This window comes from Micromonospora citrea (genome assembly GCF_049629545.1).
Taxonomy (GTDB): Bacteria; Actinomycetota; Actinomycetes; order Mycobacteriales; family Micromonosporaceae; genus Micromonospora; species Micromonospora citrea_A.
Window position 1 is genome coordinate 128,232 of sequence record NZ_JBNADX010000016.1, and the last position, 25,668, is coordinate 153,899.

Sequence of the window (25,668 nt, forward strand, 5' to 3'; positions counted from 1 at the left end):
AGGCGGTGCTACGGGCGGTGGACGGTCGCGCCGCCCGGAGTGGCGACGAGCGGTGTGGCGGTGTGCTCCGGGGTGTCCGGCGCCTCCTGGGCGACCCGACGTCCCACTGCTTCGAGCACGTGCTTGCCGATCAGGTTCCCCGCCGGCAGCTCGATCGGATACTCCCCGTCGAAGCAGGCGCGGCAGAGCCGGGTCTTGGGCTGCTCGGTCGCGGCGATGAGACCGGGGAGCGATACGTAGCCGAGGGTGTCCGCGCCGATCGAGCGCCGGATGCCCTCGTTGTCCAACCCGTTGGCCAGCAACTCGGCCCGGGTGGCGAAATCGATGCCGTAGAAGCACGGCCAGGTGACCGGCGGGGAGGAGATCCGCACGTGCACCTCCAGCGCGCCCGCCTCGCGCAGCATCCGCACGATGGCCCGCTGGGTGTTGCCGCGCACGATCGAGTCGTCGACCACGACCAGCCGCTTGCCCCGCACGTTCTGCCGCAGCGGGTTGAGCTTCAGCCGGATGCCGAGCTGGCGCAGCGTCTGCGAGGGCTGGATGAAGGTACGCCCGACGTACGGGTTCTTCATCAGGCCCGCGCCGTACGTGATGCCGGACGCCTCGGCGTAGCCGATCGCGGCCGGGGTGCCCGACTCCGGCACCGGGATCACCAGGTCGGCCTCGACCGGGTGCTCCTTGGCCAGCTGACGGCCGATCTGCACCCGGGCGGCGTGCACGTTGCGCCCGGCGATGGTGGCGTCCGGGCGGGCGATGTACACGTACTCGAAGAGGCAGCCCTTCGGCTCCGGCACGGCGAACCGGGTGGACCGCAGGCCGTCCTCGTCGATCGCGATCAGCTCGCCCGGCTCGACCTCCCGGACCACGCTCGCGCCGACGATGTCCAGCGCGGCGGTCTCGCTGGCGACCACCCAGCCGCGCTCCAGCCGGCCGAGCACCAGCGGCCGCACCCCGTGCGGGTCGCGGGCCGCGTAGAGCGTCGACTCGTCCATGAAGACGAAGCTGAACGCGCCCTTGAGCTGCGGCAGCACCTCCAGCGCGGCACCCTCCACCGACAGGTCGGGGCGGCTGGCCAGCAGCATGGTCACCAGCGAGGTGTCGTTGGTGGCGCCGTCGGCGACCAGCCCCCGCTCGGCGACCTCCTTCTGCAACTCGGCGGTGTTGACCAGGTTGCCGTTGTGGGCCAGGGCGATGGTGGTGCCGGAGCTGGTGGACCGGATGGTCGGCTGGGCGTTCTCCCAGTTCGACGCGCCGGTGGTCGAGTAGCGGGTGTGGCCGATCGCCAGGTGCCCGCGCAGGCTCGCCAGCGTGGGCTCGTCGAACACCTGGGCCACCAGACCCAGGTCCTTGTAGACCACCACCCCGGAGCCGTCACTCACCGCGATGCCGGCGGCCTCCTGGCCCCGGTGCTGGAGCGCGTAGAGACCGAAGTAGGTCAGATTGGCGACCTCTTCGCCGGGGGCCCAGACGCCGAAGACGCCACACGCGTCCTGGGGGCCGGGTCGTTGGGGATCAAGGTCGTGGCTCAGCCGGCCGTCGCCTCGGGGCACCTGCCGCTCCCTCATGCTGGTCTGGACTGGCCTGGGGTGTGTCGACCACGCCACCGGCCGGGACCACTGTCGTCGCCTGACAGTGTACGCGAATCGAAGTCGATACAGATAGTCACGATTTGCCTCCAGTGCGTCACGAGGCGATTCCGGTCGTCGCAGCTAGAGGGGCAGATGGCCGGAGAGATCCGCCCGGTTTCCACTCACCTGTACGCGACCGTCGGTGACCGCCTCGACCCAGGAGAGCCGTCCGGTGGCCAGCGCCAACCAGGTCGGCGGATCCATCTCCACCACGTTCGGCGGGGTGCCACGGGTGTGTCGGGGACCCGGAAGGCACTGAACTGCACCGTAAGGTGGGACACGCACCTCCACCGATCGGCCGGGGGCGCGATCCGCCAGGGCGGCCAACAAGGTACGGACCGCCTCCCGGTACACCGGCCGTTCGGGGGTACGCCCCTCGTCGAGCGCCGACAGCGCCGCCGCGACCGCGGCGGACTTAATGTGCGGAGAGGACACGACGGGACGATACGACTCGATGCCACCGGCGTCGACGCTGGCCCTGGGTCGCGCCGATCCGGTCAGACAAGGCATAGTTGCCGACGGCGTATTCGTACCGTGATGATCCCTGGTTCAAACCCGACCGGGGAAGTCAGACCGGAAGGCGGTGGACGTGTCAACACACCGACGTGCCTGGAAGCAGCGGGCCGGTGTGGTCGTAGCGCTGGTTGCCGGCGCCCTGCTCACCGCCCCCGCCACACCGGCCCTCGCCGCGACCGCCAACGTCTCGCCCGGCTCGGTGAACCTCGACGCCGGTAACGACGCCACCGTCAGCGTGACCGTCGTCCCCAGCATCGACGACAAGAGCGGCCAGATCAGCATCACCGGGCTGCCCTCCGGGGTGAGCTGCGCCAACGGCTGCGGCAGCTTCCAGTTCAACGGCCCGCCCGGCACCCCCAAGACGGTGCTGCTGACCCTCAAGGCCAACGACAACGCGCCGGACGGCAACGGCTCCGCGACGGTCCGGGTGGTGCCCGACCAGTCCGACCCGGCCACCGCGCCACTCTCCGTGACCGTCAAGGCCAAGGCGGCCCCCACCACCAAGCCGCCGGAGACCCAGACCGTCAAGTCGATCTCCGGCAAGGTGGTCGTGGCCGCCAACGGCGACGCCGTCCCCAACGCCGTGGTGATGCTGCGCGACTCCCAGGGTCACCAGTACCAGACCACCAGCGACGGCAGCGGCAACTGGCGGTTCACCGGCTCCTCCTCGCAGCCCATCGCCCCCGGCCGGATCGACCTGGGCGCCAGCAAGGGCACCGACGCGGTCAACACCAAGGTGATCAACGCCAGCGCCGGGCAGAGCCTGACCGGCCAGCGGATCACCCTGCCGATCAAGGTCGAGGTCTCCCCGAGCGCCACCCCGTCGACCTCCGTCGAGGCGGTGCCGACCGAGGAGGTGACCGAGGACGCCACCGACACCAGTGCCGAGGCCACCCAGGGCCAGTCACAGGCCGCCTCGAACGACGAGGGCGGGGGCATGGGCTCGTTCCTGGTCATCCTGCTCGGCGGCCTGCTCGTGGCGGCCGGCGTCGGCACGATCGTGCTGCTCTGGATGCGCCGCAAGAACGCGGACGACGAGGACGGCGACGCTCCCGCCGGGGCCGCGGCGGGCGCCGTTCCGGCTGCCCGGGGCGCGCTGCGCGGCGCCGACGACCAGACCCGCGTGGTCAACCGGGTCGGCGCCGGACCGGACCCGACGATGGTCGGTGGCACCTCGCTGAGCGACGCGCCGACGATGATGCACCGCCCGATCGTCGACGACGTCCCGCCGGACCCGTACGGGGCTCCGCCGCAGCCGTACGGCGCGGGCGCCGCAGCGGGCGGCTGGGCCGGCAGCGGCTACGGTGACGAGCCCGCCCAGGGCGGATACGGCCAGCAGGGCAGCTACGGCAACGCCCCGGCCTCCGGCGCCGGCTACGGCACCGCACCCGCCTCCGGTGCCGGCTACGGCAACGCACCCGCCTCCGGCGCCGGCTACGGCAACGCACCCGCCTCGGGTCCCGGCTACGGCAACGCCCCGGCCTCCGGCGCCGGCTACGGCGGCGAGCCCGGTTACGGCGCCGCCGGCGCCGCGGCCGGCGGCTACGGCAACGCGCCCGCCTCCGGCGGCGGCTACGGCAACGACTACCGCGCCCCGGCCGGCGGTCCCGGCTACGCCGGGCAGGACCAGGGCGGCGGCTACGGCGAGCGGTACGACGAGCCGACCGGCCGCTACACCGGCGAGCCCACCGGCAACTACACCCCGCCGGCCGACCCGTACCCGACCAGCACCTACCAGCCGGAGCAGGGCTACGGCCAGCCCGAGCCGGCCTACGGCCAGGAGCCGGCCGGCGGCTACCGGAGCGGCAACGGGTACGGCCCGCAGCAGGGCTACGACAACGGGTACGACCAGCGCGGCGGCTACGACCAGCAGGGCGGCTACGGCGCGCAGGCCGGGTACGAGCAGCCCGGCGGCGGCTACGCCGGCCACCAGGGCGGGTACGACCAGCAGCAGGGCGGGTACGACCAGCAGCCCCCGCAGCAGCGCGGCGGCGGGTACGACGCTCCCGGCTACGACCAGCAGCAGGGCGGCGGCTACTACGGCGACCAGGCCCCCGCGGGCCGGGCCCGGCCCGACGTGCCCCCGGCACAGGACCGGGGCGGTCGCCGCCTCGACTGGCTGGACGACTGACCCGAGGACACACGTACGAAGGGCCGCCCGGGATCCGGGCGGCCCTTCGTACGTTTCAGCCGCAGCGGGTCAGGCGGCGGAGAAGACGCCCTGGCGGAGCAGCGGGACCACCTCGGAGACGTCCACCCGCACGGCGACCTCCACGTCGGCGGCGAAGCCGCCCTCGATCAGTTCCCGGCCGGAGACGCAGCCACGGACCGCCGCGGGGACGTCCGGGGTGCTGGCCAGCGCGGCGAGCGCCATCGCCGCCTCCACCGAGAGCCCGCCCGGCACCCCGGAAAGGGCGTCGAGCACGCTGGCCGCGCCGAGCTGGTCCTCCACCGACGGGCGGAGCGTGCCGTCGGGCCACCGTTCGCCGGAGGCGACCACCCCCACCGGGGCGTCCTTCGAGCCGTACCCGTGGCGGCGCAGCCATCGCCCGACGGCGCGGGCGTTGCGCAGGCAGGCGGCGACCACCGGTAGGCCGGTGGCGCTCGCGGCGGCGCTGATGGCCGACCCGTTCGGGGACGGCAGCACCAGATCGGCGACGACCGGCGCGGTGGCCAGCGCCGCCGGGGAGAGCGACCACGGGTGTTCCGGGGTCATCTGTCGACGGCCCACCGCGGCGACCGCGCCGACCCGCCGCGCGTAGTCGGCCGCCTGCTCCCCCCAGGGAAACGGGTGCACCCGCATGCCCCGGCCGACCGCGACCTCCACGGCGGTGGTGAACGAGAGCACGTCCACCACCACCAGCGCCGCGCAGACGCGGCCGAGTTCCGCCGCCCCGCTCAGGCCCCAGTCGAACCGGGCGCCCGAGCCGGGTTGGGCGTAGACGGCCGCGGCCAACGCCTCAGCGCTTATCGGGCGCGGAGGGCTGCTCGTCGTCACCGGAGTCGGTCTGCGCCGCCGCAGCGTCGGGAGCCGTGGCATCGGCGCTGGCCTCCGTGGTCGACTCCGGTTCGGCGGCCGGCTCGTCGGCCTCGGTGTCGTCGGCCTCGTCGACCGGCGCGGCCTCCGCCACCGGTACGCCCTCGGCAGCCGGCACCACCGCGACCACCTCGGCCGCCGGAGCGTCGGCAGCCTCGGCCGGCCCGCCGGTCGGCACGTCCACCGGCTGCGCGGCGGTCGCCGGGGCGACGGTGGTGGTGCCGGTACGGGTCGCCTCGACCTCGACCTGCACCGCCTCCGGGCCACCGAAGAGCTTCGGCAGGGTCGCGGTGTGCGCCTCGCGCAGCTCCTCCAGGCCGAGCCGGAACTGGCCGTGCACCTCCAGCGCGCCGCCGGTCGGGTCGGTGACGCCGATCAGTTCCCACGGCACGCCCCGCTCGGAGCAGAGCGCGGTGAACGCCTTCTCGTGCCCGCGCGGCACCGAGACCAGCACCCGGCCGGCGGACTCGCTGAACAGGAAGACGAACGGCAGGGAACCGTCGGCGAACCGCTCGGGCACCGCGATCCGCGCGCCGACCCCGCGCCGCAGGCAGGACTCGACCAGGCTCTGGGCGAGACCACCGTCGGAGAGGTCGTGCGCGGAGCTGAGGTGACCCACCCGGGCCGCCTCCGCCATCAGCTCGGCGAGCTGCCGCTCGCGGGCCAGGTCGACCTGCGGCGGCATGCCACCCAGGTGCTCGTGGGTCACCCAGGCCCACTCCGAGCCGGAGAGCTCCACGTGCGTGTCGCCGAGCAGGAAGAGCTGGTCGTGGTCGCCGCCGGCGCGCGGGACGAAGCCCATCGGCACCCGGTCGGCCACGTCGTCCAGCACGCCCAGCACGCCGACCACCGGGGTCGGGTGGATCGGGGCGGCACCGGTCTGGTTGTAGAAGCTGACGTTGCCGCCCGTCACCGGGATGCCCAGCTCCAGGCAGCCGTCCGCCAGGCCGCGCACGGCCTCGGCGAACTGCCACATCACGCCCGGGTCCTCGGGGGAGCCGAAGTTGAGGCAGTTCGTCACGGCGATCGGCTTCGCGCCGGTCACCGCGACGTTCCGGTACGCCTCGGCCAGCGCCAGCTTCGTCCCGTTGTACGGGTCGAGGCGGGCGTACCGGCCGTTGCCGTCGACGGAGAGGGCGACCCCGAGGCCGGTCCGCTCGTCGATCCGGATCACGCCGGAGTCCTCCGGCTGGGCGAGCACGGTGTTGCCCAGCACGTAGCGGTCGTACTGCTCGGTGACCCAGGTCTTGTCGGCCAGGTTCGGCGACGCGATCATCCGGAGCACGGTCTCCCGCAGCGCCTCCGGGTCGGTCGGCCGGGGCAGCGTCTCGGCCCGGTCGGCCTGGAGCAGGATCAGGTCGGCCGGCTCGCGCATCGGGCGGGCGTAGACCGGACCGTCGTCCACCAGCGAGCCCGGCGGGACGTCGACCACGAGCTGGTCGCGCCAGGTGACCACCAACCGGCCCGGCCGGCCGTCCGGGGAGGGCGCGGTGACCTCGCCGATCGCGGTGGCCCAGACGCCCCACTTCTCGGCGGTCTTGAGCACCGCCTCCAGCTTGTCCGGCGAGACGACCAGCAGCATCCGCTCCTGGGACTCGCTGGCCAGGATCTCGTGCGGCTCCATCGAGGGCTCGCGCAGCGGCACCCGCTCCAGCCACACCCGCATACCGGTGCCGGCCGACGCGGCGGTCTCGGTGAGCGCGCAGGTCAGGCCGGCGCCGCCGAGGTCCTGGATGCCGACGACCAGCTCGGCGTCGTACAGCTCCAGGCAGGCCTCGATCAGCAGCTTCTCCATGAACGGGTCGCCGACCTGCACCGACGGGCGGCGCTGCTCGCTGCCCTCGTCGAAGGTGGCGCTGGCCAGCACCGACACGCCGCCGATGCCGTCCCGGCCGGTCCGGGCGCCCATCAGCACCACGATGTTGCCGGGGCCGGTGGCGTCCTTCTTCTGCAGCCGGTCCACCGGCAGCACGCCGAGGCAGAGCGCGTTGACCAGCGGGTTGCCCTGGTAGCAGGGGTCGAATACGACCTCGCCGCCGATGTTCGGCAGGCCGAGGCAGTTGCCGTACCCGCCGACGCCGGCGACGACGCCGGGCAGCACCCGGGCGGTGTCCGGGTGGTCGGCCGCGCCGAAGCGCAGCGGGTCCATCACGGCGACCGGGCGGGCGCCCATGGCGAGGATGTCCCGGACGATGCCGCCGACGCCGGTCGCCGCGCCCTGGTACGGCTCGACGAAGCTCGGGTGGTTGTGCGACTCGACCTTGAAGGTCACCGCCAGCTCGTCGGAGACCCGGACCACGCCGGCGTTCTCCCCGATGCCGGCGAGCAGCCGGTCGCTCGGCGGGGCCTTCTCGCCGAACTGGCGCAGGTGCACCTTGCTCGACTTGTAGGAGCAGTGCTCACTCCACATGATCGAGTACATGGCCAGCTCGGCCTGGGTGGGACGCCGGCCGAGGATGTGCCGGATCCGGTCGTACTCGTCGTCACGGAGGCCCAGCTCGGCGTACGGCTGGAGCTCCTCCGGGGTGCCGGCGGCGCGCGGCACGGTGTCCACGCCGTCGGCCCACTCGGCGCCCGGCGCCGGGGCGACCGGACGGCCCGCGTCGGCCGGGCCGCCCTGCGGCGCCACGGCCCCGCGCGGCTCCGCCGGGACGGCCGGGTAGGTGCCCGGGGTCTCCCGCACGACCGGGTCCGGATGGGTGGTCATGACCTCTCCTCGCTGCGCTCGTGGCCGCCCGCCGGGCGGTGGAGCCGACCGATGATCCTGCCGCGCACGGTCACGCCGGCGTCCCCACCAGGTGCTTGAGCACCGAGGTGAAGAAGCCGAGGCCGTCCAGGGAGGGGCCGGTGAGTGCTTCCACCGCGTGCTCGGGGTGGGGCATGATGCCGACCACGTTGCCGGCGGGGTTGGTGATCGCGGCGATGTCGCGCTGCGACCCGTTGGGGTTGCCGCCGACGTAGCGGGCGACGACGCGCCCCTCGCCCTCCAGCTCGTCCAGGGTCGCGGTGTCCGCGACGTAGCACCCCTCGCCGTTCTTGACCGGGACGAGGATCTCCTGGCCCGCCTGGAACGCGTTCGTCCAGGCGGTGCCGGCCGACTCCACCCGCAGGACCTGGTCCCGGTTGCGGAAGTGCAGGTGCTGGTTGCGGGTGAGCGCGCCGGGGAGCAGGTGGGCCTCGCAGAGGATCTGGAAGCCGTTGCAGATGCCGAGCACCGGCAGGCCGCCCCGGGCGGCGTCCACGATCTTCTCCATCACCGGGGCGAACCGGGCGATGGCGCCGCAGCGCAGGTAGTCGCCGTAGGAGAAGCCACCCGGGAGGACGACGGCGTCCACCCCGTGCAGCTCCGCGTCACCGTGCCAGAGCCGGACCGGCTCCGCCCCGGCGATCCGTACGGCCCGGGCGGCGTCCCCGTCGTCCAGCGAGCCGGGGAAGGTCACCACACCGACGCGCGCGGTCACGGGTGCGCGTCCACGGTCTCGTCGGCCTCCACCACGCGGACGGTGAAGTCCTCGATGACGGGGTTGGCGAGCAGCTTGTCGGCGATCTCCCGGGCCCGGTCCAGGTCCGGTTCGCCGGTGAACTCGATCTCGATCCGCCTGCCGATCCGGACAGAGGCGACGTCACTGACGCCGAGCCGCGGCAGCGCGTTTGCGACGGCCTGGCCCTGAGGATCGAGGATCTCGGGCTTGAGCATGACGTCGACGACGACGCGAGGCACTGGGCACTCCTGACTGTGTACGCAGTTGGGTGCCGGCCCACTACGGGCGAGCGCAGCCAGCGTACCTGGCAGATTCCGCTCCGGACGCACCGGCCGGGGGCAGTTCAGGCAGTGATCGACATAACCGGACGTCCGAGCGGCCGGCTGATGCGCGTTCGTTGCGCCGCTGATGCGGATTCGTTGCCTGTCACGGCGGCGACACGCTGTCGTCACCGCTCTGACCAGGGAAGTTGCGGTTTCGTCACACCCGGCTGACCAGTTCCCGACAAACAGGGACGAGCATGTCGTCGACCCACTGTGTCACATCGGTTAATCTCGATCGCACTCTTGTGAACGGGACTCGCGAGCCCTAGCGTACATCGACAGACGTCCATGCGTGGCGTCCTCGGCGGACCACCCCTCGCCCGCCGACGCTCCGGCTCTCGCCCGGTGACCCCGGGCCACCCCGACAAGGAGTCCCGACATGCGTCTCCGCCCCCTGCTCGCGGTGCTGACCACCGCCCTCGCCGGCGTCCTCGCCACCGCCTCCGGCGCCACCGCCGCCCCGGCCGGCCCCCAGCCGATCATCGGCGGCAGCACCGTCTCCTCCGCCCCCTGGGCCGCCGCGGTGTTCAGCAACGGCTCGTTCACCTGCTCCGGCAGCGTCATCTCGTCGCAGTGGGTGCTCACCGCCAGGCACTGCATCAACGGCTCGATGTCCGTCCGGATCGGCAGCGTCTACCGCTCGTCGGGCGGCGTGACCCGCACCGTCAGCGCCACCTACAGCCGCTACGACCTGGCCCTGATGCGCCTGTCCAGCCCGGTCAGCACCTCGTACGTGACCCTGGCCAGCGCCAACCCGCCGATCAACTCCACCAACACGATCTACGGCTGGGGCCAGACCTGCTACAGCGGCTGCTCCGCCTCCAGCCAGCTCAAGACCGCCTCGGTCCGGGTGACCAGCACCAACTACACCGACGCGTACGGCGGCCAGGCGATCCGGAGCACCGAGATCAGCGGCAACGCCTGGCGCGGCGACTCGGGCGGCCCGCAGTTCTACAACGGCCGGCAGGTCGGCGTCGCCTCGACCGCCGACGGCTACAGCATCCAGAACTACGGCAGCGTCGCGTACAACCGGGCCTGGATCACCTCGGTGGCCGGTGTCTGACGGTTAGCGCCCCGGCGGCGCGGATGGCCGGCCTGGCGCCGGACGTCCGCGCCGCCTCGTTTTGCAGCATCCGCTCAGGTGAACACGGGTCACGAACGGGTCGGCCCACGACTGACAGCATCGGAACCGTGCTGGTCGTGACGACGGATCAACTGCCCGGCTACGAGATCCGCCAGATCCTCGGCGAAGTGGTGTCCTCGATGGCCAGGACCCGGAACCCCTACCGCGAGGGGGTGAAGAACCTGCGCGGTGGCGCGTACGACCCGATGGCGCCGGACAACCTCACCCGCTGGCGTACCGACTCGGTGGCCCGGCTCGGCGAGGAGGCCCGCCGGCTCGGCGCGAACGCCGTGGTGGGCATGCGCTTCGACAGCCGGGACTGCGGCGAGATGTGGATGGAGATCTGCGCGTACGGTACGGCGGTGATCGTGGCCCCCAAGGTCGCCGACGTCATGCCGCCCGACCAGCCCCTGGTGGCCGCCGAGACCGCCCACGACCCGACGATCACCGAGGCCCCCGGCGGCATCGCAGAACCGGCGAGCGCCCCCAACCTCTCCTCCGCCGCCGAAACCCCCACCGGCCAATGACCCCGCACCTGATCCACTCCGTTTGCGGCGTGTCGCGGTGTCCCCGCCGGACGACAGCGCGACACGCCGCAAACGGCGAGAGACCCCGGGCGTGGCGGGCGGGTCAGAGGATGGGGGGTGGGGTGTAGGTGGCGGCGTGGGGGTGGGTCTTCACGACCGCGCTGATGCGCCGGGTGACCGCGTCGACCTGGGAGCGGGCGGCGCCGGTGAAGGTGGTGGGGTCGGCGACGAGGGTGTCGATCTCGGCCCGGGACAGGCCGAGGCGGGTGTCGGCGGCGAGGCGGTCGAAGAGGTCGTTCTCGGCGGCGCCCTTCTCCCGCATGGCCAGCGCCACGGCCACCGCGTGCTCCTTGATCACCTCGTGCGCGACCTCACGCCCGACGCCCCGGCGCACCGCCGCGACCAGGATCTTGGTGGTGGCCAGGAACGGCAGGAAGCGCTCCAGCTCCCGGCCGATCACCGCCGGGTACGCCCCGAACTCGTCGAGCACGGTGAGGAAGGTCTGGAAGAGCCCGTCGGCGGCGAAGAACGCGTCCGGCAGGGCCACCCGGCGGACCACCGAGCAGGAGACGTCCCCCTCGTTCCACTGGTCGCCGGCCAGCTCGCCGACCATCGACAGGTAACCCCGGATGATCACCGCGAAGCCGTTCACCCGCTCCGACGAGCGGGTGTTCATCTTGTGCGGCATCGCGCTGGAACCGACCTGGCCGGGCTTGAAGCCCTCGGTGGCCAGCTCCTGCCCGACCATCAGCCGGATCGTGGTGGCCAGCGACGACGGCGCGGCGGCCACCTGGGCCAGTGCGGAGAGCACGTCGAAGTCGATCGAGCGCGGGTAGACCTGGCCGACGCTGTCCAGCACCCGGCTGAACCCGAGGTGCGCGGCGACCCGGCGCTCCAGCTCGGCGACCTTGCCGGCGTCACCGTCGAAGAGGTCGAGCTGGTCGGCGGCGGTGCCGACCGGGCCCTTGATGCCCCGCAGCGGGTACCGGTCGATCAGGTCCGTCAGCCGCTCGTACGCGATCAGCAGCTCCTCGGCGGCCGAGGCGAACCGCTTGCCGAGCGTGGTGGCCTGCGCGGCGACGTTGTGCGACCGGCCCGTCATCACCAGGCCGGAGTGCTCGGTCGCGAGCCGGGCCAGCCGGGCCAGCGCGGCGACCACCCGGTCCCGGATCAGCTCCAGCGAGGCGCGGACCTGGAGCTGCTCGACGTTCTCGGTGAGGTCCCGGGAGGTCATCCCCTTGTGCACGTGCTCGTGCCCGGCGAGCGCGCTGAACTCCTCGATCCGGGCCTTCACGTCGTGCCGGGTCACCCGCTCCCGCTCGGCGATCGAGGCCAGGTCGACGTCGTCGAGCACCCGCTCGTACGCCTCGACCACGCCGTCCGGCACGGCCACGCCGAGGTCCCGCTGGGCCTTGAGTACGGCGAGCCAGAGCCGCCGCTCCATCCGTACCTTCTCCTCCGGCGACCAGAGGGCGACCAGTTCGGGCGAGGCGTACCGGTTGGCGAGCACGTTCGGGATCGTCGTCACGTACCTCAGTCTTTCATGGTCCGAATCTCGTCCCGTCGCTGCGGGCGGCAACGTTTACGCCGACGTATACTGGCCGGTGTGACGACGATGATGCGGGTCAGCCCGGAGACCCGGGAGCAGGTGCTCCGGGTCGCCGCCGAGGACTTCGGCGGGGTGAGCGCCGACGAGGCGGTCAAGCGCCTGTTGGAGGAGCACTGGCGGGTCAAGGCGGTCGCCGCGATGGACCACTATCGCGCGACCGACCCCGGGGGCTGGGCCGAATACCTCGTCGAGACCGAGGAATGGCACGGCGCCGACGCCCCCGTCGGCGACCCGTGGGCCGAGGAGGCGTGAGCCGGATCAAGCCATGGGAGATCCGGTGGCTCGACTTCGACCCGACCGAGGGTCGTGAGCAGGCCGGGCAGCGCCCGGCCCTGGTCGTGTCGTCCCGCTTCCACCTCGACCTGACCGGCGGCGCGCTGGTCAGCGTGCTGCCCCTGACGACCCGGGAACGGCCGGGATGGCTGCACCGGGTGCCGATCGAGGTGCCCGACCGGCGGACCGGGTGGGTCATCACCGAGCAGGTGCGGACGGTGTCCGCCAACCGGTTGACCGGTCGCGGGCCGGTGTACCGGCTCCGGCCCGAGCAGATCGCGGAGGTACGCCGGATGCTCCGCCAGATGCTCGACCTGTGAGTGCACCAGCTTGCTACTCGATGGTCAAGTTGCCGCTTCCGGCATCACTCCTGGTGCTGATGTACCAGGCCACCTCGGGCAGCATCTTGGCCGTCGTCGCCTTCAACGCCGCCATGTCCTCACTCCAGACGCGCCGCCAGATCCGTCAGGAGCGCGGTGGTGTTGGCGGTCCGCCGCGGCCGGCGACCTGTACGCCCGCTTCCTCGGCTGGCTTCGGCCGACCTGATGACTCCATGTCGGCGAGATGGCGGGGTCGGAACGGCCCCGACACCGCCATTGCGGCGGAACGGAGTCGATCAACACCGGTCAGGACTGGTCAGGGCGATCGCCGCCGGTCAGGACGGCACGGGCCGCCCGGTCAGCGCGTGCCACAGCCCCCCGCAGGCGTCCTCCTCGGTGTCGAAGGTCTGGCGTACGTCGTACACCCCGCGCTCGTACGCCCCGATCTCCCACCGCCCGTCGCCGGACCGGCGCAGGAACCAGAAGTCGGGCGGTAGGGGGACGTGCTCGTGCACGCCCTCCAAATCGAAGGCGTCCGGTGAGATGCCGGCCTTCATCAGGGCGTTGCGCACCTCGTGCCGGTCCATCCCGTCCTCCTCGGTCTCTCACCTGCGCCCGCGTCGTCCAGGCGGCCGGCGGCCACCCCGTTCCGGTGACCGCCGGCCGACGATTCGCACTCCCAGTGAACCCCGCGATCAGCAGACCTGGACGGTGGGCACGCCGCCGCCCGCCCCACCCTCCAGCGGTACGGGCAGCGGCACGGCGTCGGTCGGGCACGGCGGCGGGACGGGCCCGCCCAGGTGCTCCTCGACGATGAAGTGGTGGTCGAGCAGCCACTGCACGGTCAGGTTGTTGCCGGCCCGCGGCACGTACGCGGGGTTGAGCTGGAACTGGGTGCCCATGCCGGGCTGCGCGAACCACGGCGCGATCGGGCCGGAGTCGACGTCGAACGGCTTGAGCACGCAGTAGGTGTGGTAGTTCGCCAGCGGCGCGGGCGGTGTGGTGGCCGGCGGCGTGGGCGGGGTGTTCAGGCTCTGCGGGGCCAGGGAGCGGGAGCCGAACGGCGTGCCGAGCGGGGCCAGGAAGGCGCCGCCGGGGAAGCCGAAACGGTCGAGGCGGTACCCGGGCAGCAGGGTCTGCCGCTGCTTGACCGGCTCGCCGTCCGGGCCGAGGACGAAGCCGTTCTCGGGCGGGAAGACCAGCTGGGTCCCGGCCCCGTTCACGGTGAAGTTCCGGATCCACTGCGCCTCGCTCTGTGCGCCGAACCGCTGGTAGCCGGCGAGCAGCGGGCCGACCGGTGACTGGAGCGGCAACGCCTCCGGGCCGAGCAGCCGGTTGTCGTCGTAGAACCGGGTGGTCTGCGGCGCGTTCGGCGGCACGCCGGGACGGCAGAGACCCTGGTGCCCCGGCGGCTGTGACCCACCACCGGGCGGCTCCGGCTGACCGGGCCGACCGTCGGGCTGACCGGGCTGACCGGGCCAGCCCGCCCGGCCGTCGCGTTGGTCGCCGTCACCGGGGCGGCTCCCGCCGCCACCGGGACGCGAGCCGTCGTCGGAGAGACCGACGGCCTGCGGCACGGCGGTGGGGGTGGCGGCCTGTTGCGCCCCACCGGGAAAGATGGCCAGGGCCGCGCCGGACACGACGGCGAGCAGCCAACGTCTACGCCTCACCACGAACCTCCCGTTGACAGACGACCAGCGCCCTCATCGTGGAGAGATCAGTGGGTGAATGTGAGCGTTAGTGACATTTTGCCCACTAAAGGTGGACAGCTCCCCGCTCGTCCGGAGACGTGCGGGGAGCCCGGTCTCAGCGCTCCAGGATGGCGGTGACGCCCTGCCCACCGGCCGCGCAGATGGAGATCAACCCACGGCCGCCGCCCTTCTCGGCGAGCAGCTTGGCCAGGGTGGCGACGATCCGTCCGCCGGTGGCGGCGAACGGGTGCCCGGCGGCGAGCGAGGAGCCGTTGACGTTGAGCCTGTCCCGGTCGATCGACCCGAGCGGGGCGTCCAGGCCCAGCCGGTCCTTGCAGAACTCCGGCGACTCCCAGGCCGCCAGGGTGGCCAGCACCTGCGAGGCGAACGCCTCGTGGATCTCGTAGTAGTCGAAGTCCTGCAGGGTCAGCCCGGCCCGGGTCAGCATCCGCGGGACGGCGTACGCCGGGGCCATCAGCAGCCCCTCGTCGCCGTGCACGAAGTCGACGGCGGCCGTCTCCGACCAGGAGAACCAGGCGGCCACCGGCAGGTGGTGCTCGCGCGCCCACTCCTCGCTGGCCAGCAGCACGGTCGACGCTCCGTCGGTGAGCGGGGAGGAGTTGCCGGCGGTCATCGTGGCCTGCTCGGCGTCCGGCCCCTTGGCGCCGAAGACCGGCCTGAGCGAGCCCAACTTCTCCAGGCTGGTCTCCGCGCGCAGGTTCTGGTCCCGGGTCAGCCCCAGGTACGGCGTCAGCAGGTCGTCGAAGAATCCCCGGTCGTACGCGGCGGCGAGCCGCTGGTGCGAGCGCAGCGCCAACTCGTCCTGGGACTGCCGGTCGATCCCCCAGCGCAGCGCCGTCCGGGCGGCGTGCTCACCCATCGACAGCCCGGTACGCGGCTCGGCGTTGCGCGGGATCTCCGGCTTGAACGGCTGGTGCGGGCGGAGCTTCGCGGCGATCTTCAACCGCTCGCCGAGGGTACGGGCGGAGTTGAGCTTGAGCAGGGTGCGGCGCAGGTCCTCGTTGACCGCCAGCGGCGCGTCGGAGGTGGTGTCGACGCCACCGGCGATGCCGACCTCGATCTGCCCGAGGGCGATCTTGTTGGCGACCAGGATGGCCGCCTCCAGGCCGGTGCCGCAGGCCTGCTGGATGTCGTACGCGGGGGTGTGCGGGTCGAGCCGGGAGCCGAGCACCACCTCGCGGGTCAGGTTGAAGTCCTTCGAGTGCTTGAGCACCGCCCCGGCGACCACCTCGCCGACCCGCTGCCCGGCCAGCCCGAACCGGGCCACCAGCCCGTCCAGCGCCGCGCCGAGCATGTCGGCGTTGGACGCGCTCGCGTACCGCGAGTTGGACCGGGCGAAGGGGATGCGGTTGCCGCCGATGACCGCGACCCGCCGGATGCTCTGCACGATCCCGCCTCCGTTTCAGGACTTGCCCACAACCTACTGGCCAGTAGGCTACGCCTATGACCGACAGGTACGCGAGCTTCGTCCAATCGGGGGCCGGCCGCACGCTGGTCAAGCGCCTCGGGCTGCCCGACCCGCCGAGCCTGCGCCGGCACACCCCCGGCGACCCGCTGCTGACCGGCCCCGCCCTGCTCGGCGCGGCCACCGGCGGCCGGCTCGCCGAGCCGGTCGGAAGGATCCTGGCCTTCGCCGGGGTCGAGGTGCGCGACCCCCTCGCCGTCGACGCCGACACCCGCTTCGGAGCCCTGGTGTACGACGCCACCGGCATCACCGACTCCACCGGCCTGCGCCAGCTCTACGACTTCCTCCACCCGCACGCCCGCTCCGTGCTGCCCAGCGGCCGGGTGATCGTGCTCGGCACCCCGCCCGCCGAATGCGGATCCCCCCGTGCGGCCACCGCCCAGCGGGCCCTGGAGGGGCTGACCCGCAGCGTCGGCAAGGAGTTCGGCCGGGGCGTCACCGCCCAACTCGTGTACGTCACCCCGGCCGGTGACGACGGCACCCTCACCGGCCTCGAATCGACCCTCCGATTCCTTCTCTCCGGCCGCTCCGCGTACGTCTCCGGGCAGGTGGTCCGGGTCGGCGCCGGCCACGCGCAGGCCCCGGCGGACTGGGACCGGCCGCTGGACGGGCAGGTCGCCCTGGTCACCGGGGCGGCGCGCGGGATCGGTGCCGCGCTGGCCCGGGTGCTCGCCCGCGACGGCGCCCAGGTCGTCGCCCTGGACGTGCCGGCCGCCGGGGACGCGCTGGCCGCGGTCGCCAACGAGATCGGCGGCAGCGCCGTGCAGCTCGACCTGACCACCCCGGAGGCCCCCGCCCGGCTCGCCGAGCACCTGGCCGCCCGGCACGGCCGGGTCGACGTGGTGGTGCACAACGCCGGCATCACCCGGGACAAGACCCTCGGCCGGATGGACGCCGACCGCTGGGACTCGGTGATCGACGTCAACCTCTCCAGCCAGGAACGGATCAACGACGTGCTGCTGGAACGCGAACTCATCCCGGCCGGCGGACGGATCGTGGCGGTCTCCTCCATCGCCGGCATCGCCGGCAACCGGGGCCAGACCAACTACGCCACCAGCAAGGCCGGCGTGATCGGACTGGTCGACTCGCTGGCGCCGGTGCTGCGCGAGAAGCAGATCAGCGTCAACGCGGTCGCCCCCGGGTTCATCGAGACCCGGATGACCGCCCGCATCCCGCTGATGGTCCGCGAGGCGGGCCGCCGGATGAACAGCATGTCGCAGGGCGGCCTGCCGGTGGACGTGGCCGAGACCATCGGCTGGCTGGCCTGGCCGGCCTCCGGGGCGGTCAGCGGCAACGTCGTCCGGGTCTGCGGCCAGAGCCTGCTGGGGGCGTGATGGCACGGCACGACGAACCGAGCGACGACCTCTCCGTGCACGAGCTGATCGACGGGCCGACCGAGGTCATCTCGGCGGACGCCCTGGCCGCCGTCCGCGCCGCCGGGCACCGGCACGACGTCAGCGTCGAGGAGACGCACGACCTGTCCGGGTACGCCACCGAGGACCTCTCGGCGCACACCGCCCGGGCCGGTCGGGCCCGGGTCGAGCTGCCCCGGATGCCGACGCCGGGCGCCCTCTACCGGCGGGCGCTGCGCGACGCGGTGCCGATGATCGGCCGGTCCCACCGTCCGGACGTCGCGCCGGAGGTCGAACTGGCCGTCGCCGGGGTGACCGTCGACCGGGCCCACCTCGCCGAGTACGACCGGGTCTGCGGGTTCCGGCTGTCGGACACGCTGCCGGGGACGTACCCGCACGTGCTGGGCTTCCCGCTGGCGCTGCGGCTGATGACCACGCCGGAGTTCCCCGTCCCGCTCGCCGGCGTGGTGCACGTGGGCAACCGGATCACCGTGCACCGCCCGGTCCTCGCCGGAGAGACGCTGGACTTCGTCACCCACGCGGAGCACCTGCGACCGCACGAGCGGGGGCGGCAGATCGACGTCGTGCTGGTCGGGTCGGTCGGCGGCGAGGAGGTCTGGCGCGGCGTCTCGACGTACCTCGGCAAGGGGCGCGCGGCAGGCGGCGGGCGGCGCGACCCGGGCGAGCGGCCCACGCCCCCGGCCGCCACCGCGCACTGGCGGGTCACCCCCCGGGTCGGTACGGACTACGCCCGGGTCTCCGGCGACCACAACCCGATCCACACCTCCCGGCTGGCGGCGCGGCTGTTCGGCTTCCCCCGGCCGATCGCGCACGGCATGTGGAGCAAGGCGCGCTGCCTGGCCGCCCTGGAGAGCCGCCTGCCGGAGTCGTACACGGTCGAGGTGGCGTTCAAGCTGCCGGTGCCCCTGCCCACGACGGTGGCCTTCAGCGCCACCGGAGCCTGGGACTTCACCCTGCACGACGCGCGGACCGCCCGCCCGCACCTGGTCGGCACGGTCCGCTGACGTCCGCCGCCGGCTCCGTCGGCCGGCGGCGGACGTGATCCGGCGACTCGGTCCGCGACCCGGACCGAGCGCCGAGCATGAGGGCATGGAGTCCGTGCTCGACCTGCTGCACCACACGGTCACCTCGCCGTGGGTGTACCTGGTGATCTTCGCGGTCACCGCGGTCGACGCGTTCTTCCCGGCCGTCCCGGGCGAGACGGTCGTGATCACCGCCGGGGTCTTCGCCGCCGGGGGCGAGCCCGCGCTGGTCGTGGTGATCGTGGCCGCCGCGCTCGGCGCGCTCGCCGGCGACCACGTCTCGTACGCCATCGGCCGGGGCGGTGGCGCGCACCGGCTGGCCCGGCTGCCGGCCGACAGCCGCCGCCGCGCCGGCTCCGAGTGGGCCCGGCGGGCCGTGGACCGGCGGGGCGGCTCGATCCTCACCACCTCGCGGTACGTGCCCGGCGGTCGCACCGCGGTCACCCTGACCATGGGCGCGGTCCGCTACCCGCTGCCGCGGTTCCTGTTCTTCGACGCGCTGGCCGCCGGCACCTGGGGCCTGTACTGCGGGCTGCTCGGCTACTTCGGCGGGCTGGCCTTCGAGCGTGATCCGGTCAAGGGCCTGCTCGTCGGAGTCGGCCTCTCCCTGGCCGTCACCGGCCTGGTCGAGCTGGCCCGCTGGCTGCGCCGCCGCGCCCACCGCCGCGCCGCCACCCACCGCTGACCGCCCCCGCGTCTCCCACTCCCCTCGCCGATCACGAAGTTGTTGCCCGGTTTTTCGGCGTGTCGCGGCAACAACTTCATGATCAATGCTGGCTCCTGGGGATGGGGGGTCAGGGGGTTGGGGGGCGCCAGGTGGTGCCGTGGAGCAGTTGGGCGGCGCCCAGCCAGGCGACGTTCATCATCCGGGTGGCGGTCCGCCCCGGGTCGGCCTCGGGGTGGTCGGCGAGCCAGTCGGCCAGCGACTCGGACGCCCCGACCAGGGCGTACGCGACGACCTCCAGCTCGGAATCGGGGACCTCGCGCCCCTCGGTGCGCAGCGCGTGGTCCAGCATCCCGGCGACCACGTCGACCAGCCGGGCCCGCATGGCGGCCAACTCCCCGGCGAACGGCTGGGAGCCACGAGCCTGCCGGTAGAGCACCGCCCAACCGTCCCGGTGCGCCCCGACGAAGCCGAAGAAGGCGCGCAACCCGCGCCAGAGCCGCTGGTCGGCGGGGAGGTCCGGCGCGGCGGCCCCGGCGATCGCCTCCATCATCCGGGCGGTCTCCCGGTGCAGGCAGGCGACGAAGAGCTCCTCCTTGGTGCCCAGGTACGCGTAGACCATCGGCTTGGAGATGCCGGCATCGTCGGCGATCTCGTCCATGCTGGCGGCGTGAAAGCCACGTCGGGAGAAGACTTTCACGGCGGCGTCGAGCATCTGCTGCTCACGGACGGCGCGCGGGAGACGCTTGAAGGTGGGTGTGCTGGACACTCTTGCGAGCATACCTACCCGTGCGTAAGGTTACGCTCGAGTAACCACTCACACCCCCGGAAGGTGCATCCCCCATGACTGACTTCGACCCGGCCAACTTCGCCAACGTCGGCCCCAAGGAGTTCGCCCAGCTGGTCAAGTCCACCCCGGACGACAAGATCGCCGAGGTGATGTCCGGCGACCTGCGCGGCAAGATCCTCAGCGAGGTCTTCGGCCGGATGCCGCAGCTCTTCCGCGCCGACCGGGCGGGCTCGACCAACGCGGTCATCCACTGGAACATCACCGGCCGCCCCGACGGTGGCACCGACACCTACGAGGTGGCCATCGCCGACGGCGCCTGCACCGTCAACGAGGGCGCCACCCGCGACCCGAAGCTCAGCCTCACCATGGGCCCGGTCGAGTTCCTCAAGATCGTCTCCGGTGGCGCCAACCCGGTGATGATGTTCATGACCGGCAAGCTCAAGGCCAAGGGCGACCTGGGCCTGGCCGCCAACATCGCCAACCTGTTCGACATCCCCAAGGCCTGACATGACCGAGTTCTCGCTCGACCTGAACGAGGAACAGCGGGATCTACGCGACTGGGTGCACGGCTTCGCCGCCGAGGTCGTGCGCCCGGCCGCAGCCGAGTGGGACGCCCGGGAGGAGACCCCCTGGCCGGTCATCCAGGAGGCGGTGAAGGTCGGCCTGTACGGCTTCGAATTCCTCGCCACCTGCTGGGCAGACCCCACCGGCCTGTCTCTGCCGATCGCCAGCGAAGAACTCTTCTGGGGTGACGCCGGCATCGGGCTGAGCATCTTCGGCACCGGCCTCGCGGTCGCCGCCATCTACGGCGCCGGCACCCCCGACCAGATGGTCGAATGGGTGCCGCAGTGCTTCGGCAGCATCGACTCCCCGGCCGTCGCGGCGTTCTGCACCAGCGAGCCGGAGGCCGGCTCCGACGTCGGCGCCATGCGTACCCGGGCCGTCTACGACGAGGCCACCGACGAGTGGGTGCTGCGCGGCCAGAAGGCGTACGCCACCAACGGTGGGATCGCCGGGGTCCACGTGGTCACCGCCTCCGTCGAGCCCGAACTCGGTTCGCGCGGGCAGGCCGCGTTCGTCGTACCGCCGGGGACGGCCGGGCTCAACGCGACCCGCAAGCTGCGCAAGCTCGGCCTGCGCGCCTCGCACACCGCCGACGTCTTCCTCGACGACGTACGCGTACCCGGGCGCTGCCTGCTCGGCGGCAAGGAAGCCCTGGACGAGCGGCTGGCCCGCGCCCGCTCCGGGCAGCGCGCCTCCGGCCAGGCCGCGATGCGCACCTTCGAGCTGTCCCGGCCCACTGTCGGCGCGCAGGCGCTCGGCGTGGCCCGGGCCGCCTACGAGTACGCCCTGGACTACGCCAAGGACCGGGTCCAGTTCGGACGGCCGATCATCGAGAACCAGGCGGTCGCGTTCGCGCTGGCCGACATGAGGATGGAGATCGACGCCGCCCGGCTGCTGGTCTGGCGGGCCTCCTGGATGGGGCGCAACAACCGCCCCTTCACCGCCGGCGAGGGCTCGATGTCCAAACTCAAGGCCGGCGAGGTGGCCGTCTCGGTCACCGAGAAGGCGGTGCAGCTGCTCGGCGGGGCCGGCTTCCTCCGTGACCACCCGGTCGAGCGCTGGTACCGGGACGCGAAGATCTACACCATCTTCGAGGGCACCTCCGAGATCCAGCGGCTGGTCATCTCCCGCGCCATCTCCGGAGTGCACGTCCGCTGACCCGTCACCGTCGGTGTCGACGTCCAACACCTGAGGTGGCGGACGGTTCCACGGCTTGGGCCGACACCGCCGACCGGGGCATGATCGAAAGGTGAAGCCCAGGTGAAGGGCCCCTCGTGGGGCCCTTCACCGCACCCCGCACGAGGAGCCCGCCGCATGGACCTGCCGTTCGTCGTGGCCACGCTGACCCGGCGCGGACTGCTCACCCCGGGCCGGCCGATCCGGGTCGCCTCCCAGCTCGGGGCGCTGCGCAAATGGGGCTGGAGCCTCACCGGCGAGCTCCGGCAGGCCGCCGCCCGGGACCCGGACCGGACCGCCGTGATCGACGACACGGGCGCCGAGCTGACGTACCAGCAACTGCTGGACCGGGCCGAACGGCTGGCCCGGGCCATGCGCGCCGCGCTCGGCGTACAGGCCGGCGACCGGGTCGGGCTGCTCTGCCGCAACCACCACGGGCTGATCGAGGCGATCGTCGCCACTACCGTGCTCGGTGCGGACGCCGTGCTGGTCAACACCGGTCTCTCCGCCGCCCAACTGGCCACCGTCGCCGAGGAGCAGCAGCTGCGGGTGCTGGTGCACGACGACGAGTTCGCCGAGCGGGTCGTCGGCCTCCCCGCCGAGGTGCAGCGGGTCGACGAACGCGCGCACGAGGACCTGGTGGCCGGCGCGCTCCCCGGCGACCTGCAACCGCCGGAGCGCGACGGGCGCACCATCGTCCTCACCTCCGGGACCACCGGCACGCCGAAGGGCGCCCGGCGTCCCACCCCCAACGGCTTCGGCCCGCTGGTGTCCATCATCGACCGCATCCCGCTGCACGCCCGCGACACCGTGCTGATCGCCGCGCCGATCTTCCACACCTGGGGGTACGCCGCCCTCCAGGTCTGCTTCGCGCTGCGCGCGACGATCGTGCTGCACCGGCGGTTCGACCCGGCCGCCACCCGGGACGCGCTCGTGACCCACCAGTGCCAGGCGCTCTTCGCCGTACCCGTGATGGTGCAGCGGATGCTCGACGTGCCGCCACCGGACCCGCGGCCCCCGCTGAAGGTGGTCGCGGTCAGCGGCTCGGCGCTGCCCGGCGGCCTCGCGCCCCGGTTCATGGACGTCTACGGCGACGTCATCTACAACCTGTACGGCTCGACGGAGGTCTCCTGGGCCTCCATCGCCACCCCCGCCGACCTGCGGGAGGCTCCCACCACCGCCGGCCGCCCCCCGCACGGCACCCGACTGGCCATCCTGGACGACGACGGCCGGCCGGTCCCCGACGGGCGGGTGGGCCGGATCTTCGTCGGCAACGAGATGCTCTTCGAGGGCTACACCTCCGGGGCGCGGCGGGAGACCCGCGACGGGCTGCTCGACACCGGCGACCTGGGGCGGATCAACAGCGACGGGCTGCTCTTCGTCGACGGCCGCGCCGACGACATGATCGTCTCCGGCGGGGAGAACGTCTTCCCGTCCGAGGTGGAGGACCTGCTCGCCCGCCTCCCCCAGGTACGCGAGGCCGCCGTCATCGGCGTCGAAGACCCCCAGTACGGCCAGCGGCTCGCCGCCTTCCTCGGCCTGCACCCCGGCGAGACCCTCGACCCCGAGGCGGTCCGCGAGTACGTCCGGCACTACCTGGCCCGCTTCTCCGTCCCCCGGGACGTGATCTTCGTCAAGTACCTGCCGCGCAACGCCACCGGCAAGGTGCTCACCCGGGAACTGCGCCGCTACTACGGCTGACCGGGCCCTCGGCACACCCCTCGGGCCCCGACGGACCCGGAACAATCCTGACCTTGGGGACCGGTCCACTCGACGGGCTGGTCGCCGGGTCGACCGGCGAGCCGGGTCCACCCCGGTGGCCGTCAGTCGGGGACGGCGATCCGCCCCTCGACCGCTGCGGCGGCGATGTCGGTGCGGTGGTGGGAGCCGGCCAGCTCGATCCCGCGCACCAGGGCGTAGGCGGCGTCCCGCGCGGCGGCCAGGTCGGGGCCGGTGGCCGTACCGCAGAGGACCCGGCCGCCGGCGGAGCGCAGCGTGCCGTCGTCGGCCCGGCGGGTGCCGGCGTGGATGATCCCGGCGCGGTCCGCGCCGACGATCTCGTCACCGGTACGCGGGGCCGCCGGGTAGCCCTCGGCCGCGACCACCACGGTGACGGCGGCGCCCTCGCGCCAGCGCAGCGGCGGGTGGGCGGCCAGCGTGCCGGTGGCGGCGGCGTGCAGCAGCCCGGCCAGTGGCGTCTCCAGCAGGGCCAGGACGACCTGCGTCTCCGGGTCGCCGAAGCGGGCGTTGAACTCGATCACCCGGGGGCCGGCGGCGGTCAGCGCCAGACCGACGTAGAGCAGACCGGCGAACGGGGTGCCCCGGCGGCGCATCTCGGCCAGCGTCGGGTGCACGACGTCGCGCATCACCTCGTCGACCAGACCCGGCGGGGTCCAGGGCAGCGGCGCGTACGCCCCCATGCCGCCGGTGTTCGGGCCGGTGTCACCGTCGCCGACCCGCTTGAAGTCCTGCGCCGGCAGCAGCGGCAGCGCCGCCTCGCCGTCGGTCACCACGAACAGGGAGACCTCGGGACCGGCCAGGTACTCCTCGATCACCACCCGGCCGCACTCACGCGCGTGCTCCTCGGCGATCGTCCGGTCGTCGGTGACGACGACGCCCTTGCCGGCGGCGAGCCCGTCGTTCTTCACCACGTACGGCGGGCCGAAGTCGTCGAGCGCCTCTGCGGTGCTCTCCGCATCCGTGCAGGTGTGGGCGCGGGCGGTCGGCACCTGCGCCGCCGTCATGATCTCCTTGGCGAAGGTCTTCGAACCCTCCAGCCGGGCCGCCTCAGCCGACGGCCCGAAGGCCGGGATGCCCTTGGCGCGTACGGCGTCGGCGACCCCGGCGACCAGCGGCGCCTCCGGCCCGATCACCACCAGGTCGGCCTGCACCTCGACGGCGAGCGCGGCGACGGCGGCGGGATCGTTCCCCGCCACCTCCCGCAGCTCGGCCACGGCGGCGATGCCCGGGTTACCGGGTGCCGCGATCAACTGGTCGACGGCGGGATCGTTCGCGAGTCCGAGCGCGAGCGCATGCTCCCGCCCGCCACCCCCCACAAGAAGTACGCGCACGACCCCGCATCCTACGCGCCCTTCCACCCGCCCAGTTGATCATGAAGTAGGCGGCAGTATCTGAGATCCACCTCGCCGCCAATTTCATGATCGCGGGGCTTGTGCGGCGGCGATCGCCTGGCGGACGGTCCAGGGGATGTAGTGGGGGTCGAGGGTGTCCTGCCAGGTGAAGCGGAGGATGCGCCAGCCTGCGTTGAGGAGGCGGTTCTGGCGGCGACGGTCGGCGAAGACGGCTTCCGAGGTGCCGTGCGGGCCCCGACCGTCCGCCTCGGCGATCAGCCTCGGAACCCGCCAGCCGAGGTCGCCGATGCCGAGCAGGTAGCCACCCCGGATCAGACGCGGACGGGTCAGCAACTCCTCGTCCGTGACGAGGCCACGGTTCAGCGCCGAGTCGATCACGCAGACCGCCGGATACCGCGCCTCGCGAAGAATCACGTCCGCGACGGTGCGCAACGACCCGGTGGTGGCGATCCCCGCCACCCGGACCAATTCCCCGGGGGCGACGACCAACTGATGGACGACCACCTCCGGGTGAGCGGCCCGAAGCGGTCTCGCCACCTTCCCGGGCACCGAGAGGTGGATCTCGTCGGTCCGCCGACACCCGGCGATCCCGTGCAACTCGGCAGCCGTCCCGAGAACGGCAGCCGCCGACGGACCGAAGGATGCGACGACGGCGCGGATCCGCGCGCGGCGGGGAATGCCGTCATGGAGATCGGCATCGACGAGGTACCCGCCCCTGGCGACGACCCGCCAGCGCCCCGCCCGGCACAGCCGCTGCACCTCGTGCACCGTCAGGCCGGCCGCGCGGGCCTGCCTCAGGGTCACCACCCCGTCCCGCTGGGCAGCCATCCGCCGCAGCACCGTCAGCGCATCCACACCGCCACTGTCCCGGCCCGCAGCACTCGCCTGAACCCCCTGTGGACAACCATCCACACCCCTGTGGAAAACCCGCTCCGGGGAAGCGCGTCGATCATGAAGTTATTGCCGCGACAC

General features: G+C 73.0%; 24 protein-coding genes. 11 read left to right on the forward strand and 13 right to left on the reverse strand.

Translation table 11 applies throughout. The features are described 5' to 3' along the window. Positions 1 to 8 precede the first annotated feature (8 nt). Together purF and ACPFP2_RS18670 are read right to left on the reverse strand one after the other, a co-directional pair. Entirely contained in the window at positions 9 to 1,550 is a 1,542-nt protein-coding gene (gene purF / locus ACPFP2_RS18665; protein ID WP_424090445.1) for an amidophosphoribosyltransferase, read from the reverse strand. A gap of 159 nt (positions 1,551 to 1,709) precedes the next feature. Further along, the gene (locus tag ACPFP2_RS18670; RefSeq protein WP_424090446.1) at positions 1,710 to 2,063 is read right to left on the reverse strand and encodes a sterol carrier family protein; all 354 of its coding nucleotides are present in this window, start codon (positions 2,061 to 2,063) and stop codon (positions 1,710 to 1,712) included. A gap of 154 nt (positions 2,064 to 2,217) precedes the next feature. On the opposite strand from ACPFP2_RS18670, the gene ACPFP2_RS18675 reads away from it, so the two are divergent. Then, positions 2,218 to 4,275, forward strand: coding sequence for a carboxypeptidase regulatory-like domain-containing protein (locus ACPFP2_RS18675; protein WP_424090447.1), 2,058 nt, complete (start codon positions 2,218 to 2,220; stop codon positions 4,273 to 4,275). A 69-nt stretch (positions 4,276 to 4,344) separates the two neighbouring features. Here the strand turns inward: ACPFP2_RS18675 and ACPFP2_RS18680 are convergent, their stop codons facing one another. The 4 genes from ACPFP2_RS18680 to purS all read right to left on the reverse strand — a co-directional run bounded on the left by ACPFP2_RS18680 (position 4,345) and on the right by purS (position 8,902). Further along, the gene (locus tag ACPFP2_RS18680) at positions 4,345 to 5,100 is read right to left on the reverse strand and encodes a 2-phosphosulfolactate phosphatase (RefSeq protein WP_424090448.1); all 756 of its coding nucleotides are present in this window, start codon (positions 5,098 to 5,100) and stop codon (positions 4,345 to 4,347) included. A gap of 4 nt (positions 5,101 to 5,104) precedes the next feature. Next, on the reverse strand, positions 5,105 to 7,888 hold the full coding sequence (purL, locus tag ACPFP2_RS18685; protein ID WP_424090449.1) for a phosphoribosylformylglycinamidine synthase subunit PurL: 2,784 nt from the start codon (positions 7,886 to 7,888) through the stop codon (positions 5,105 to 5,107). Between the two features lie 70 nt (positions 7,889 to 7,958). Continuing rightward, positions 7,959 to 8,642 (reverse strand): phosphoribosylformylglycinamidine synthase subunit PurQ, encoded by a 684-nt coding sequence (gene purQ / locus ACPFP2_RS18690; RefSeq protein WP_424090450.1) that lies wholly within the window; start codon positions 8,640 to 8,642, stop codon positions 7,959 to 7,961. After that, entirely contained in the window at positions 8,639 to 8,902 is a 264-nt protein-coding gene (purS, locus tag ACPFP2_RS18695; RefSeq protein WP_088959474.1) for a phosphoribosylformylglycinamidine synthase subunit PurS, read from the reverse strand. Before purS ends, purQ begins: the two co-directional genes overlap by 4 nt. A gap of 463 nt (positions 8,903 to 9,365) precedes the next feature. Here purS and ACPFP2_RS18700 point away from each other — a divergent pair, with 463 nt between their 5' ends. Both ACPFP2_RS18700 and ACPFP2_RS18705 read left to right on the forward strand, forming a co-directional pair. Continuing rightward, on the forward strand, positions 9,366 to 10,049 hold the full coding sequence (locus ACPFP2_RS18700) for a S1 family peptidase (RefSeq protein ID WP_424090451.1): 684 nt from the start codon (positions 9,366 to 9,368) through the stop codon (positions 10,047 to 10,049). A gap of 23 nt (positions 10,050 to 10,072) precedes the next feature. After that, complete coding sequence (locus ACPFP2_RS18705; RefSeq protein ID WP_424090452.1) at positions 10,073 to 10,636, forward strand: YbjQ family protein; 564 nt, start codon at positions 10,073 to 10,075, stop codon at positions 10,634 to 10,636. Between the two features lie 103 nt (positions 10,637 to 10,739). Here the strand turns inward: ACPFP2_RS18705 and purB are convergent, their stop codons facing one another. Continuing rightward, positions 10,740 to 12,164: an adenylosuccinate lyase gene (gene purB / locus ACPFP2_RS18710; protein WP_424090453.1), complete on the reverse strand. Its 1,425-nt coding sequence runs from the start codon at positions 12,162 to 12,164 to the stop codon at positions 10,740 to 10,742. Positions 12,165 to 12,242: 78 nt separating this feature from the next. Between purB and ACPFP2_RS18715 the strand changes: the two genes are divergently transcribed. Together ACPFP2_RS18715 and ACPFP2_RS18720 are read left to right on the forward strand one after the other, a co-directional pair. Beyond that, positions 12,243 to 12,497 carry a hypothetical protein gene (locus tag ACPFP2_RS18715; protein ID WP_424090454.1) on the forward strand — a complete coding sequence of 85 codons (255 nt, stop codon included), beginning with the start codon at positions 12,243 to 12,245 and terminating at the stop codon, positions 12,495 to 12,497. Continuing rightward, on the forward strand, positions 12,494 to 12,838 hold the full coding sequence (locus tag ACPFP2_RS18720; RefSeq protein WP_424090455.1) for a type II toxin-antitoxin system PemK/MazF family toxin: 345 nt from the start codon (positions 12,494 to 12,496) through the stop codon (positions 12,836 to 12,838). The genes ACPFP2_RS18715 and ACPFP2_RS18720 overlap by 4 nt, the downstream gene beginning before the upstream one ends. Before the next feature lie 335 nt (positions 12,839 to 13,173). Here the strand turns inward: ACPFP2_RS18720 and ACPFP2_RS18725 are convergent, their stop codons facing one another. The 3 genes from ACPFP2_RS18725 to ACPFP2_RS18735 form a co-directional block, all read right to left on the reverse strand. Next, positions 13,174 to 13,425, reverse strand: coding sequence for a hypothetical protein (locus tag ACPFP2_RS18725; RefSeq protein ID WP_424090456.1), 252 nt, complete (start codon positions 13,423 to 13,425; stop codon positions 13,174 to 13,176). Between the two features lie 108 nt (positions 13,426 to 13,533). Next, the gene (locus tag ACPFP2_RS18730) at positions 13,534 to 14,508 is read right to left on the reverse strand and encodes a TNT domain-containing protein (RefSeq protein WP_424090457.1); all 975 of its coding nucleotides are present in this window, start codon (positions 14,506 to 14,508) and stop codon (positions 13,534 to 13,536) included. Positions 14,509 to 14,644: 136 nt separating this feature from the next. After that, positions 14,645 to 15,937 carry an acetyl-CoA C-acetyltransferase gene (locus tag ACPFP2_RS18735; RefSeq protein WP_424090458.1) on the reverse strand — a complete coding sequence of 431 codons (1,293 nt, stop codon included), beginning with the start codon at positions 15,935 to 15,937 and terminating at the stop codon, positions 14,645 to 14,647. Between the two features lie 56 nt (positions 15,938 to 15,993). Here ACPFP2_RS18735 and ACPFP2_RS18740 point away from each other — a divergent pair, with 56 nt between their 5' ends. The 3 genes from ACPFP2_RS18740 (at position 15,994) to ACPFP2_RS18750 (ending at position 19,095) form a co-directional block, all read left to right on the forward strand. Then, positions 15,994 to 17,349 carry a 3-oxoacyl-ACP reductase gene (locus tag ACPFP2_RS18740; protein ID WP_424090459.1) on the forward strand — a complete coding sequence of 452 codons (1,356 nt, stop codon included), beginning with the start codon at positions 15,994 to 15,996 and terminating at the stop codon, positions 17,347 to 17,349. Between the two features lie 218 nt (positions 17,350 to 17,567). Continuing rightward, positions 17,568 to 18,392: a MaoC/PaaZ C-terminal domain-containing protein gene (locus ACPFP2_RS18745; RefSeq protein WP_424090477.1), complete on the forward strand. Its 825-nt coding sequence runs from the start codon at positions 17,568 to 17,570 to the stop codon at positions 18,390 to 18,392. Positions 18,393 to 18,477: 85 nt separating this feature from the next. After that, positions 18,478 to 19,095: a DedA family protein gene (locus ACPFP2_RS18750; protein WP_424090460.1), complete on the forward strand. Its 618-nt coding sequence runs from the start codon at positions 18,478 to 18,480 to the stop codon at positions 19,093 to 19,095. Positions 19,096 to 19,204: 109 nt separating this feature from the next. Here ACPFP2_RS18750 and ACPFP2_RS18755 read toward each other — a convergent pair whose 3' ends face one another. After that, positions 19,205 to 19,843 (reverse strand): TetR/AcrR family transcriptional regulator, encoded by a 639-nt coding sequence (locus ACPFP2_RS18755; RefSeq protein ID WP_424090461.1) that lies wholly within the window; start codon positions 19,841 to 19,843, stop codon positions 19,205 to 19,207. A 74-nt stretch (positions 19,844 to 19,917) separates the two neighbouring features. Here ACPFP2_RS18755 and ACPFP2_RS18760 point away from each other — a divergent pair, with 74 nt between their 5' ends. The 3 genes from ACPFP2_RS18760 to ACPFP2_RS18770 all read left to right on the forward strand — a co-directional run bounded on the left by ACPFP2_RS18760 (position 19,918) and on the right by ACPFP2_RS18770 (position 23,305). After that, on the forward strand, positions 19,918 to 20,370 hold the full coding sequence (locus ACPFP2_RS18760; RefSeq protein ID WP_424090462.1) for an SCP2 sterol-binding domain-containing protein: 453 nt from the start codon (positions 19,918 to 19,920) through the stop codon (positions 20,368 to 20,370). Position 20,371: 1 nt separating this feature from the next. After that, entirely contained in the window at positions 20,372 to 21,586 is a 1,215-nt protein-coding gene (locus ACPFP2_RS18765) for an acyl-CoA dehydrogenase family protein (protein ID WP_424090463.1), read from the forward strand. 156 nt (positions 21,587 to 21,742) lie between these two features. Then, positions 21,743 to 23,305, forward strand: a complete 1,563-nt coding sequence (locus tag ACPFP2_RS18770; protein ID WP_424090464.1) for an AMP-binding protein — start codon at positions 21,743 to 21,745, stop codon at positions 23,303 to 23,305. Positions 23,306 to 23,427: 122 nt separating this feature from the next. Here the strand turns inward: ACPFP2_RS18770 and purD are convergent, their stop codons facing one another. Both purD and ACPFP2_RS18780 read right to left on the reverse strand, forming a co-directional pair. Next, entirely contained in the window at positions 23,428 to 24,675 is a 1,248-nt protein-coding gene (gene purD, locus ACPFP2_RS18775; RefSeq protein ID WP_424090465.1) for a phosphoribosylamine--glycine ligase, read from the reverse strand. Positions 24,676 to 24,759: 84 nt separating this feature from the next. Then, positions 24,760 to 25,551, reverse strand: a complete 792-nt coding sequence (locus ACPFP2_RS18780) for a type IV toxin-antitoxin system AbiEi family antitoxin domain-containing protein (RefSeq protein ID WP_424090466.1) — start codon at positions 25,549 to 25,551, stop codon at positions 24,760 to 24,762. Positions 25,552 to 25,668 lie beyond the last annotated feature (117 nt).

Bases quoted from the DNA above. Each gene is read 5' to 3' on its own strand.
- ACPFP2_RS18760 (WP_424090462.1), top strand. From the start codon at position 19,918: ATGACTGACTTCGACCCGGCCAACTTCGCCAACGTCGGCCCCAAGGAG.
- ACPFP2_RS18765 (WP_424090463.1), top strand. From the start codon at position 20,372: ATGACCGAGTTCTCGCTCGACCTGAACGAGGAACAGCGGGATCTACGC.
- ACPFP2_RS18725 (WP_424090456.1), bottom strand. From the start codon at position 13,425: ATGGACCGGCACGAGGTGCGCAACGCCCTGATGAAGGCCGGCATCTCA.
- ACPFP2_RS18705 (WP_424090452.1), top strand. From the start codon at position 10,073: ATGGCCGGCCTGGCGCCGGACGTCCGCGCCGCCTCGTTTTGCAGCATC.
- purL (WP_424090449.1), bottom strand. From the start codon at position 7,888: ATGACCACCCATCCGGACCCGGTCGTGCGGGAGACCCCGGGCACCTAC.
- ACPFP2_RS18700 (WP_424090451.1), top strand. From the start codon at position 9,366: ATGCGTCTCCGCCCCCTGCTCGCGGTGCTGACCACCGCCCTCGCCGGC.
- ACPFP2_RS18770 (WP_424090464.1), top strand. From the start codon at position 21,743: ATGGACCTGCCGTTCGTCGTGGCCACGCTGACCCGGCGCGGACTGCTC.
- ACPFP2_RS18745 (WP_424090477.1), top strand. From the start codon at position 17,568: ATGCCGACGCCGGGCGCCCTCTACCGGCGGGCGCTGCGCGACGCGGTG.
- ACPFP2_RS18740 (WP_424090459.1), top strand. From the start codon at position 15,994: ATGACCGACAGGTACGCGAGCTTCGTCCAATCGGGGGCCGGCCGCACG.
- ACPFP2_RS18750 (WP_424090460.1), top strand. From the start codon at position 18,478: ATGGAGTCCGTGCTCGACCTGCTGCACCACACGGTCACCTCGCCGTGG.